This is a genomic window from Streptosporangium sp. NPDC002524 (assembly GCF_040295985.1).
Lineage (GTDB): Bacteria > Actinomycetota > Actinomycetes > Streptosporangiales > Streptosporangiaceae > Streptosporangium.
The window spans coordinates 484522-495075 of record NZ_JBEOWK010000003.1 but is presented as its reverse complement, the minus strand read 5'-3'; the positions used below and the strand labels follow the sequence as shown (position 1 = coordinate 495075).

The following is a 10554-nucleotide window of genomic DNA, read 5'->3' as shown; positions in this document are numbered from 1 at the left end:
CCCGGGAGACGACCGGGTTGATAGGCTGGAAGTGGAAGCGCAGTAATGTGTGGAGCTGACCAGTACTAATAGGCCGAGGACTTGACCACAAAGCAACTTTTGCTCGCGTCCACTAGGCAATTCTGAGACAACAAACAGAGGTTTGTGTGTTTCATAGGGTTACGGCGGTTATGGCGAAGGGGAAACACCCGGTTACATTCCGAACCCGGAAGTTAAGCTCTTCAGCGCCGATGGTACTGCACCGGGGACGGTGTGGGAGAGTAGGTCACCGCCGGACAATCATTCATGAGGGCCCCCACCATTGTGGGGGCCTTCGTTGTTGTGTGCTGTGACGAGGCAGACGAGGCAGGGGCCTTCACCGCTGGGTGGGGGCCTTTTTCGCGTTGTGGTGGCGTTCTTTGGACGCTCTTCGGCTCTGTCCCGGTCCTCATGAACAACGCGGTGACGTCGGGTCAGACGGCTTCGTGGCCCTCTCAAGAATCGCTCGCAACGGACCCGCTGTCATGGCCATGATCATTTGTGGTTGCGGAGGGAAGGGTGTGTGGACTTTCAGGGGCTTGCTAGGCTGGACAGGCCGGGCCACCCCACCTGCGGGTGGCCTTCGTCGCGCCAGACCACGATAGGGCGGGGCAGCGATAGCGAACGGGGCGCACCCCGCGGCCGGAGACCGCCCGCACAGCGAATCGTCCTATTCGATCGAAGAGACGATCGAAGAGATGGGACGCGCTCGCAGAGTGAGCCAACGAATGGACCAGAAGTGAACAGTGACAACGGGCCTGAGGGCGCCGGCCGACGCGAAGAGGGCGAAAACCGCGGATCCGGTGGCCAGGGAGGCCACCGCAGCGATCGCGCAGGTGGTGACAGGGGACGTCCGGGCGACGGTCCCCGATATGGTGAGCGCCAAGAGGGGCGCCCGAGTGGTTCTTACGGCTCTCGTGATCGTGGCGACCGGCCGTCCTACAACCGTGACGACCGTGGTTCTGGTCGCCCTGCGTTCAACCGCGACGACCGCCCGGGTGGCGGACAGAGGCCCTCAGGGCCGCGCGGCGAGGGTCAGCGTTCTTACGGTGACCGTGACCAGTCCCGCGGTGGTTCCTACGGAGCCCGTGACCGCGGGGACCGGCCGTCCTACAACCGCGACGACCGTGGTTCCGGCCGTCCCCCGTCCAGCCGCGACAACAGCGGTGAGCGCAGGCCGTTTAACCGCGACGACCGCCCCGGTGGCGGGTATCGCGGTGATCGTCCTTCGTTCAACCGTGACAGTCGTGACAGCCGTGGTGGGGACCGTCCGCCGTTCAATCGCGATGACCGTGGTTCGGGGCGTCCTCCGTTCAACCGCGATGACCGTCCCGGTGGTGAGCGTCGTTCCTACGGGGATCGCGATCAGTCGCGTGGTCAGTATGGTTCGCGTCCTGACAGTGGTGAGCGCAGGCCGTTCAACCGTGACGACCGCCCCGGTGGGGGGCGTCCTCCGTTCAATCGTGACGACCGGCCGGGTGGTGGTTACCGGGGTGATCGTGGTGATCGTCCTTCTTTCAACCGTGACAGTCGTGACAGCCGTGGTGGGGACCGTCCGCCGTTCAATCGCGATGACCGTGGTTCAGGTCGTCCGCCGTTCAACCGTGACGACCGTCCCGGTGGTGAGCGTCGTTCCTACGGGGACCGTGACCAGTCGCGTGGTCAGTATGGTTCGCGTCCTGACAGTGGTGAGCGCAGGCCGTTCAACCGTGACGACCGCCCCGGTGGCGGGCGTCCTCCCTTCAATCGTGATGACCGTCCCGGTGGCGGGCGCCCGCCGTTCAATCGCGATGACCGTCCCGGTGGTGGCTACCGTGGTGATCGGCCCGGTTTCAACCGTGATGATCGTGGTGGGGACCGTCCGTCGTTCAATCGCGATGACCGTGGTGAGCGCAGGCCGTTCAACCGTGACGACCGTCCCGGTGGGGGGCGCCCGCCCTTCAATCGCGACGACCGGCCGGGTGGTGGTTACCGGGGTGATCGCGGTGATCGGCCTTCGTTCAACCGTGACAGTCGTGACAGCCGTGGTGGGGACCGTCCGCCGTTCAACCGCGATGACCGTGGTTCGGGGCGTCCCCCGTTCAATCGTGACGACCGTCCCGGTGGTGAGCGTCGTTCGTACGGGGACCGCGACCAGACCCGTAGCCGCTATGGTTCGCGCCCGGATGGTGAGCGCCCGCCGTTCAACCGTGACGATCGTTCCGGTGGGGGGCGTCCGCCGTTCAATCGCGATGACCGTCCCGGTGGCGGGTATCGCGGTGATCGGCCCGGTTTCAACCGTGATGATCGTAGTGGGGACCGTCCGTCGTTCAACCGCGACGACCGTGGTGAGCGCAGGCCGTTCAATCGTGACGACCGTCCCGGTGGCGGGCGTCCTTTCGGGAACCGCGACCGCGACGGTGAGGGGTCCCGTACCCGCTACGGCCGGGATGACCGGTCCGGTGGCCGTGACGAGGCTCCCAGCGGCCAGCGTGAGGAGTTGCCGGAGCTCGCCCCGGACATCACCGCGGAGGAGCTCGACAAGGAGATCCGCGAAGAACTGCGTTCCCTCCCGCTCGACCTCGCGGAGCTGATCTCCCGCCACCTGGTGGCGGCCGAGAGGGCTCTCGGTGAGGACGACGCGGAGCGGGCGTACGAGCACACGAAGGTCGCCCGTCGCTTCGCGGCCAGGATCGGGGTGATTCGCGAGGCCGTCGGCATCGCGGCCTACCGCGCGGGCCACTTCTCCGAGGCGCTCAGCGATCTGCGCGCGGCTCGCCGGATGACGGGCTCCGACTCGTTCCTGCCGATCATGGCGGACTGCGAGCGTGGCCTCGGCCGTCCCGAGCGCGCCCTTGATCTGGTCCGCTCCAAGGAGGCCGAGCGGCTCGACCGCGTCGGCAAGATCGAACTCGCCATCGTGGAGTCCGGCGCCCGGAGGGATCTCGGCCAGAACGACGCCGCGGTCATCACCCTCCAGCGCCTTCCCGAGCTGCGTGACACCCGTCCTCAGCCCTGGTCGGCCCGCCTCGCCTTCGCCTACGCCGACGCGCTGTCGGTGGCGGGTCACGAGGGGCCGGCCACCGAGTGGTTCGGCCGGGCGATGGCCTTCGACGAGGACGGCGAGACCGACGCGGCCGAGCGTTACGCGGAGCTGACGGGCGCCGTCATCGAGGATCTCGAAGAGGACGACGACGAGGACGGGGAGGTCATCGACGATGACACCCGCTCCCAGGGCGGCGCCGGTGACGAGATCGACACCGATGAGGGCGACGACGGCGATGTCGACGAGGACGGTGATGACGTCCTCCACATCGACGATGACGCCGACATCGACGACGTCGCGGATCTGGACGCGGAGATCGAGGCCGAAGACGATCTCTTCGACGACGAGTTCGGCGAGGGCCGGGCCGCTGCCGGTGACGCTCCGGACAACGGCTCCTCCGGCGAAGGGGACTCTCCCGAGAAGGTCTCCGAGTCCGGGAAGAGCTCTGAGCCCGGGAAGGTCTCCGGGGCCGAGAAGGGCACCGAGTCTGGCAAGGGCACCGAGTCTGACAATGTCTCCGAGGAGACGGTCGACGCCGAGCGGAAGGTGAAGGAGAAGCCCGGCAAGGTGGAGCGCGCTGTCGGCCCGGCCTTCATCGAGCCTGACTTCGGCGACATTCTCAGTGACGCCCCCGATGCCGGCTCTGACGAGGACGACGACCTGGACGAGGATCGGGACGGGGACGACGAGCAGGGCCGGAGCCGGGGCAAGACCGAGAAGAAGTAGTTTCCGAGGACCTTCACCACATTCCGGGTGGGCGAGCCGTGCACCCGGAATGTGGAAGGCGCCTTCAGGATGATCCCGGCCTCACGTCCTCATGGCTGGACCCGGTCCAGCCAGTGCAGGATGCCGGCCACGTTGGACGTGGGGCCGCTCAGCAGCTCGAACCGCTCGGCGGTCGTCTCGTCCATGTTCAGGGCCGCGTAGCGGCTGCGGGTGCGCTCCCTGACCATGGCGGCGGCGTGATCCAGCTCCATTTCCTCCGTACGGGCCTGGCGGGTCGTATCGACCCAGACGCGAAGCTCCTCGGCGGAGCGTCCCAGGATCTCCTGCACGTCCGCGACCGGCCCGTAGTGACTGAAGAGCAGTCTCTGCGGGCCCAGCGCCTCGAACAGGGCGATCGAGTCCAGCGCGGTCCGCAGGTCGAAGTCCGGCGGGGGCGTGGCGGGGCGCAGGTCGCCCGTTTCGGGAAGGTAGACCCCGGCCGCGTCGCCGACGTAGAGGTCTCCGGTGCCGGAGTCGATGAGCCCCACATGGTGTCTGGCGTGCCCTGGTGAGTAATGGCTGTTCAGGGTGCGTCCGTTGCCGAGGTCGATCGTGCCGGTGTCGCCGAGCGCGCGGATCCGCGAGGCTTCCGTGGGGGAGAGCTCGCCGAACAGGGTGTCCAGTTTGTCGCCCCAGACCATCCGCGCGCTGGCCATCAGCCTGGACGGGTCGGCGAGATGCCGGGCACCCTTCTCGTGAACCACGATCTCCGCGTCCGGGTAGAAACCGGCGATGTCGCCGACCCCGCCCGCGTGATCCAGGTGGATGTGCGTGACGACGACCGTGGCGAGATCTCCCGGGCCGACGCCCAACGCGGTCAGCGCGTCCCGGACCACGGGAGCGGAGGTGGAGGTACCGGTCTCCACCAGGCAGGGACGGTCTCCGAGGATCAGGTATCCGGCCGTGATGCTCGTATATCCGGCCATCCTCGTGTCGATCTCATAGACGTCCCCGCCGAGGGCGGTGATGTTTTCCACAGGCCACCTCATAACTGGAACCGGCGTCCACAGAACAGTATTCGGCCATTCCTGCGCGGCTCACATCGTAGAGAGTCGTCCTCGACCGGCAGGATCGAGGAGGATCGCATGGATCGTAACGAGGTCATTCTCGTGGGCCGCCTACCTGAGGCGGCCCACATCAGGTTGTTGCCGAGCGGGAGCAGGCTCGGCACCTGGCGTCTGATCGTCCGGCGGCAGCACCGCGGGCGTGGTGCGCGGGTCGACACCATTCCGTGCGCGTCGTTCGAGCTCGAGGTGATCGAGGCCGTGGCGGGCTGGCTGCCCGATGACATCGTCGAGGTGACGGGTTCGCTGCGCCGCCGCTGGTGGGGAAGTGAGGGGTCGAAATCGTCCGGGTACGAGGTCGAGGTGTGTTCGGTGAGACGTCTCGAGCGCAGGGTGACCACGATCCTGACCGGAGACGAGGGAGCTCCGGTGCCCGCCCCGCCTCGGTCGATGCGCTCACTGCTGCACGCGGAGCCGGGGGATGCCGGGCAGGAGGACGCGGGACAGGGGGACGCAGGACGGGGAGACGCGGGGCTGAGGGATACCGGGCAGGAGCACACGGGGCAGGGGGCGGAGCCGCGGCTCACCTCGGCCAAGCCCGGTCTCACCTCGGCCGGACCGGCTCTCGCTCCGACCGGACCGGATTCCGCCCCGGTCGAAGAACCGAATTCCGTCCTGGCCGGACCGGTTTCCATCCCGCCGGTTGGGCCGAATGTCGCTTCGGTCGGATCGACTTCTGCTCCGGTTGGGTCAAACATCCCTTCAGCCGGACCGGCTTCTGCTCTGGCCGGGCCAAATGTCACATCGTTCGGATCGACTTCCGCTCTGGTCGGGTCGGATATCACTTCGGCCGGAAGACCGGATTCCGCCTTGGTTGGACCGGATGTCACCTCGGTCGGATCGGATCTTGTCGGGCCGGATTCCGTCCCGGTCAGACCGGGGCCCGTCCCGGTCGGGTGGGATTCGGGTCCGGGCGGGCCGGGGCTCACTCCGGTCGGGCGGGATCCCGCCTTGGCGGGGCCTGACAACCTCAGCCCGCCTCGATCGGATCTCGCGCCGGAAGAAGGTGCGGCGGTGGCGATGCCGGTAGCGGTGCCGGTGCAGCGAGCCGTGGAGGCGTCGGTTTCGGGCCGCTCGCGGGCACCTCATCTCGCGACGCGCGCGGACGCGGTCTCCGGAGCGAACAAGTGACTGATGTCCTTCTTCACGTACGTCCGAGATCGCGGGATCCCGGAGTTGCTCGGGATCTCGGAGTTGCTCGGGGACCCGGCGTCCTCTCGGGATTCGGGCTCCTCGGACTCTCAGGGACTGGGCTTCTCGGAGGGCGGGTTCTTCGTGGGTGGTGTCCGCGCGGGGGTGAGCAGGCGCAGGACGAGGCCGGTCCTGGGCTTCGGGCCGAAGGAGGTGGATTTGCGAGGCACCCGCTCCCCCTGAGCCGCGACCGCGAGCACATCGTCGACGGCGAGCGGGCGCAACAGCACCGCGGTCCCACCGGAGGTCTGTGCGAGCCGTACGGCGGCCTCCGGGTCGTGGTGGACGATGCGCACCGACAGCTCGTCGTCCCGCATCCCCCAGACCTTCGGCAGGAGAAACTCCGCGAGGACGGAGGTGTTAAGCGCTCGCCACCTGGTCGAGCGCTCGGAGGGCATGGCGTGTTCGAGCTGGTCGGGGTCGGGGTCGCTGAGAAGGTGGGTGAGCCCGCCGGAGGAGAGCAGGTAGGCCGGTCCGCTGGTCTCGTCCAGCGCGGCCAGGCCTTCCGACAGGTCCGGGTGCTCCTGCACTCGCCACGAGCCCTTGGCCTTGGCCAGCGCCTCCTCGAGCGGCAGTTGGGGAATGACCCGGTGGATGGCCTTCAGATCCGGTGGATAGGCACTGGAGTCCACCAGGAGCGCAAGACCGAAGTCCCACGGCTCGGGCTCCACGGTGCTCAATGGCGTCGCCGATTCCACAGGTGCCATCGATTCCACGGAGCTCAGCGGCATCGCCGGTTCCGTGGGTGCCGCCGATTCCACGGAGGTCACGGGTGTGGTGGGTTCCGTTGGGGTCACCGGTTCCACCGATGTCAGGGGGTTTCCTCGTGTCAAGGAGTCTTCCTGTGTCAGGGGAGCTTCCTCTGTCAACGGAGTCACGGATCTCGTGGCATGCGCGGGCTCCGCCGGTGTCACGGGTGCGGGGTTTGCCGGTGTCACCCCTTCCACGGTCTCCACCCACCCCGAGGGCGTCCCTGCCGTGCCTGTCGAGGCTGCTGTGTCGGTCGTGGCCGTGGCTTCGCTTGGGGGAGTGGCACGGTGTTTCCGCTGGAGCGCGAGGTAGGTGGCGTAACGATGGTGCCCGTCGGCGATGAGGGCCTGGCGGGGGCGGAGGTCGGCGTCGATGGAGGCGAGTTCCCCGGTGTCGGTGACGGCCCACAGCCGGTGCCTGACCCCGTCGTCGGTCCTCGTCTCCACCAGCGGAGGCCGGGACGCGGCGACACGGTCGACGAGGCGGGTGGTGGCGCCGCCCGCGCCGTCGTAGAGCAGGAAGATGGGTTCGAGGTTGGCCTCCGTGGTGCTCATCAGCGCCAGCCGGTCGGCGACCGGTCCGGGCATCACGTTCTCGTGAGGCAGGACGATGTGCAGTTCCGGACCGGCCAGGCCCACGTCGCCGATGATCCCGCGCTGCAGGACCCCGGGGCCCGACTGCTCGTAGACGTAGACCGCGGGCGTCTCGTCGGCGGCAAGCACCCCGGAGGAGAGCCATTGGTGAAGCGTCTCTCGCGCCTCGGCGTATCTGTGCTGGTCGGTGCCGGGAAGGATCAAGCGCACCACGTTGTTGGGATGGGTGTCGAGCAGCTTTCGCACGCCGGCCTCGTCGATGAGGTCGTAAGGCGGTGAGGTGACCCCGGCCAGATCGTCGACCGTGAACCGTACGCCACGGAACGGGCGTAGCACCAGCCCGCCGGGTATCGGCAGTTCAGGATTCGCCATAGAGGGCATGCTGCCATAAAGGCCTGAAACGGCCGGGGGCCGCTTCGAGTCTGTGGTGCCCGGTCCGTCAGGGAATCGGCCAGATCTGTCGTCTGTCGATGAAGGAGGCCTCACATAATGGTCCAAGGACGTGGCGGTCCGTCTGATTCCCCCAGCCCCGAGACGGGCGCTCCGGTCGGGGACGTCTACGAATGGTTCCAACGAGGGATGAGATTGCTGGCCGAGGGCAGTCCGGCGGCGGCGGCCGCGCTGCTGGAGCGGGCGGCCGACGCGGAGCCGGAGTCACGGAGCATCCGGGAGGCTCTCGCCAGGGCACAGTTCAACTCCCGGCAGTACTCCGACGCCGCCGACAGTTTTCGATGGATCATCGATGCAAATCCGGCCGAGGACTACGCGTATTTCGGGCTCGGGCTCGCCCTCTGGCGTACCGGGGACATGGAGGGGGCTCAGGAGCCGCTGGCCATCGCCGTCGCGATGCGCCCCGACCTGCGGCACTACGTTTCCGCGCTGAAAAGTGTTCGTGCCACGTTGCGCGCCCGCAGGATGTGATCTGTAAGAGTACGTCGCCTTGATCCCGTGTTCGCAGGATGTGATCCATGCAATTCATGCGATCCACGTGATCCATGCGGTCCAAGGCGGTTCGCGCGATCTGTGCGGGCTTGTCAGTGTGGTGGTAGGTGCCTGTCGTATGTGATCTGTGTGGGGTTGTCGGTGTGGCTGTGGGTGTCCGCTGTATGTGATGTGTGTGGGTTCGCTGGTGTGGTCGTCGGTGTCTGTCGTGTGTGATGCGTGTGAGGTCGCCGGTGTGACGGCGTGGGCGCCTGCCGTGCGCGAAGCCATGTCGGCCCGCAGGTGTGGCCCATAGTCGCTTAGTCGCTTGTCAGATGTGATCTGGGTGGGTTCGCCGGGTGTGATCCAGGCGTCTTCGTCGCATGGATCCGTGCGGGTGGTGGAACGCGGGTGATGAAATGGGCCGGTGGACACGAATACGCTGATCGACCCGTACGACACTCTTCTCCTTGACCTCGACGGGGTGGTGTATCTCGGGCGCGACGCCGTGCCGGCGGCTCCCGAGGCCCTGAACCGGGCGGCGGAGCGTGGTGTGCGCCTCGCCTACGTCACCAACAACGCCTCGCGCACCCCCGCGGCCATCGCCCAGCACCTGCGTGCGCTGGGCGCTCCGGCGGCCCCGGAGGATGTCGTGACCTCCGCCCAGGCCGCCGCGCGGCTCGTGGCCGAGCGGGTCGGACCGGGCGCCGCGGTGCTGGTGGTCGGCGGGATGGGGCTGCGCTCCGCGCTGCGCGCCCACGGGCTGCGTCCGGTCAGCACCGCCCTGGACGCCCCGGTCGCGGTCGTCCAGGGCATCGCTCCCGATCTCTCCTACGGCCTGCTGGCCGAGGGAACGCTCGCCGTGAGGCAGGGGGCGCTCTTCGTCGCCGCCAACGCCGACGCGACCATGCCGACCGGCAGGGGCGAGCTTCCCGGCAACGGCGCGATGATCAGGGTCATCGCCACGGCGACCGGGGTGGAGCCGATCGTCGCGGGAAAGCCCGAGACGCCCCTGCACCGGGAGTCGATGCTCCGTACCGGATCGCGGCGGCCCCTGGTGGTCGGTGACCGGCTCGACACCGACATCGAGGGGGCGAACAACGCGGGGGTGGACAGCCTGCTGGTCCTGACCGGGGTGGCGAGCCCGCTCGACGTGCTGACCGCCGTCCCACGGCACCGGCCCACCTACGTCGCGGGTGATCTGTCCGACCTGCACCGGCCCTACCCCGAGGTGCGGCGGAACGGGAACGGATGGACCTGCGAGGGGTGGACGGCCCGCTGGGAGGGGGGCGCGCTCACCCTCGAAGGCGAGGGCGAGCCGCTCGACGGGCTCCGCGCCGCGTCCGCCGCGACCTGGGAGGCGGTGGGCGAGGGCCGGGCGGACGAGGACGTGGTGAAGGCCGCACTCGACTTCGCGCTCCCGCCGCGCACCCCCCGTACCTCGCGCACCTCGCGCTCCGGCTGAGACGGCCGCCCCGGCCCCCTTGACTCCCGGACCCCTGACTTCCGGACCCCTGCTCCCGGCCCCTGACTCCCGGTCGTGCGGACCCCGCAGGGCTCACGCCGCGTGATGGCCGGGAGGCCGGAGCCGAATGGTCGTCGCAGGCTTCGGGGACGCCTCTCCCGCGTGATCCCGCCCCGGGGCGGGATCCTCAGAGCAGCTTGCGCAGGCGGAGGAGGTCGCCGAAGCTGGCGTCGACCTTGACCCGCCCGCTGAAGACGGCCCGTCCCATGTCGAGCTCCCCGTTGACGAGGGAGATGAGATCGTCGCTGCCGATGGTCAGTTTCACCTCGGCCTGCCTGCCGTCATTCGCGGCCAGATCCTCGAAGGGGCCGAGGCCGCCGTGGTGGATGTGGCCGTAGAAGGTGACGCCGAGGTCCTTGACGTGGCAGCTGATGCTGCGCTCGACCACATGCTTGGCGCGGCTTTCCTGGTCAACCTCGTCGAACTGCTCGCCGAGTTTGCGCAGTGCCACCCGGCACTCGTCGACGGTCGCCATCGCGTGGCGCTCCCTTCTCTCCCTGACCGATCCGAATCCCTTTTCAGATACGGACGGTAGCGTTCCACATGGGTACGGCATGCAATCCGGCGCGGGGGTGTGCCGGAGAAAGAGGCGTCTGTCATGGCGTCGGAACATCACGTGGGTACGCGCCGGCGGTCGCCGACCTTAATGGAATGACAACGAGCGAGGCCCCCGTGATAGTTCACGGTTTACCCATTTTTGGA

Annotated in this window: 8 protein-coding genes and 2 rRNA genes; 6 read left to right on the top strand and 4 right to left on the bottom strand. The window is 68.1% G+C overall.

What is annotated here, in order from left to right; all coding sequences use genetic code 11:
• Both ABT053_RS07140 and rrf read left to right on the top strand, forming a co-directional pair.
• Positions 1–89 (top strand): 23S ribosomal RNA (locus tag ABT053_RS07140); the annotation flags it as partial.
• 71 nt (positions 90–160) lie between these two features.
• A 5S ribosomal RNA gene (rrf, locus tag ABT053_RS07135) occupies positions 161–277 on the top strand.
• Positions 278–1600: 1323 nt separating this feature from the next.
• On the opposite strand, the gene ABT053_RS07130 is transcribed toward rrf, so the two are convergent.
• Complete coding sequence (locus tag ABT053_RS07130) at positions 1601–2602, bottom strand: hypothetical protein (RefSeq protein ID WP_350967964.1); 1002 nt, start codon at positions 2600–2602, stop codon at positions 1601–1603.
• Here ABT053_RS07130 and ABT053_RS07125 point away from each other — a divergent pair.
• Positions 2498–3769, top strand: coding sequence for a hypothetical protein (locus ABT053_RS07125; protein ID WP_350967963.1), 1272 nt, complete (start codon positions 2498–2500; stop codon positions 3767–3769). The two genes, ABT053_RS07130 and ABT053_RS07125, sit on opposite strands and share 105 nt — an antisense overlap.
• Positions 3770–3858: 89 nt before the next feature.
• Here ABT053_RS07125 and ABT053_RS07120 read toward each other — a convergent pair whose 3' ends face one another.
• Complete coding sequence (locus tag ABT053_RS07120) at positions 3859–4797, bottom strand: MBL fold metallo-hydrolase (protein WP_502991707.1); 939 nt, start codon at positions 4795–4797, stop codon at positions 3859–3861.
• 96 nt (positions 4798–4893) lie between these two features.
• Between ABT053_RS07120 and ABT053_RS07115 the strand changes: the two genes are divergently transcribed.
• Positions 4894–6003 (top strand): hypothetical protein, encoded by a 1110-nt coding sequence (locus ABT053_RS07115; protein WP_350967961.1) that lies wholly within the window; start codon positions 4894–4896, stop codon positions 6001–6003.
• A 110-nt stretch (positions 6004–6113) separates the two neighbouring features.
• On the opposite strand, the gene ABT053_RS07110 is transcribed toward ABT053_RS07115, so the two are convergent.
• On the bottom strand, positions 6114–7778 hold the full coding sequence (locus ABT053_RS07110) for a DUF1015 family protein (protein ID WP_350967960.1): 1665 nt from the start codon (positions 7776–7778) through the stop codon (positions 6114–6116).
• Positions 7779–7895: 117 nt separating this feature from the next.
• Between ABT053_RS07110 and ABT053_RS07105 the strand changes: the two genes are divergently transcribed.
• Both ABT053_RS07105 and ABT053_RS07100 read left to right on the top strand, forming a co-directional pair.
• Positions 7896–8327 (top strand): tetratricopeptide repeat protein, encoded by a 432-nt coding sequence (locus ABT053_RS07105; RefSeq protein ID WP_350967959.1) that lies wholly within the window; start codon positions 7896–7898, stop codon positions 8325–8327.
• Between the two features lie 427 nt (positions 8328–8754).
• Complete coding sequence (locus ABT053_RS07100; RefSeq protein ID WP_350967958.1) at positions 8755–9792, top strand: HAD-IIA family hydrolase; 1038 nt, start codon at positions 8755–8757, stop codon at positions 9790–9792.
• A gap of 187 nt (positions 9793–9979) precedes the next feature.
• Here ABT053_RS07100 and ABT053_RS07095 read toward each other — a convergent pair whose 3' ends face one another.
• A complete protein-coding gene (locus ABT053_RS07095) occupies positions 9980–10327 on the bottom strand; it encodes an SCP2 sterol-binding domain-containing protein (protein WP_350967957.1) in 348 nt (115 codons plus the stop codon).
• Between the last annotated feature and the right edge of the window lie 227 nt (positions 10328–10554).

Excerpts from the sequence above, each read along its gene's own strand:
- ABT053_RS07110 (WP_350967960.1), bottom strand. The coding sequence starts at position 7,778 with ATGGCGAATCCTGAACTGCCGATACCCGGCGGGCTGGTGCTACGCCCG.
- ABT053_RS07115 (WP_350967961.1), top strand. The coding sequence starts at position 4,894 with ATGGATCGTAACGAGGTCATTCTCGTGGGCCGCCTACCTGAGGCGGCC.
- ABT053_RS07105 (WP_350967959.1), top strand. The coding sequence starts at position 7,896 with ATGGTCCAAGGACGTGGCGGTCCGTCTGATTCCCCCAGCCCCGAGACG.
- ABT053_RS07095 (WP_350967957.1), bottom strand. The coding sequence starts at position 10,327 with ATGGCGACCGTCGACGAGTGCCGGGTGGCACTGCGCAAACTCGGCGAG.
- ABT053_RS07120 (WP_502991707.1), bottom strand. The coding sequence starts at position 4,797 with ATGAGGTGGCCTGTGGAAAACATCACCGCCCTCGGCGGGGACGTCTAT.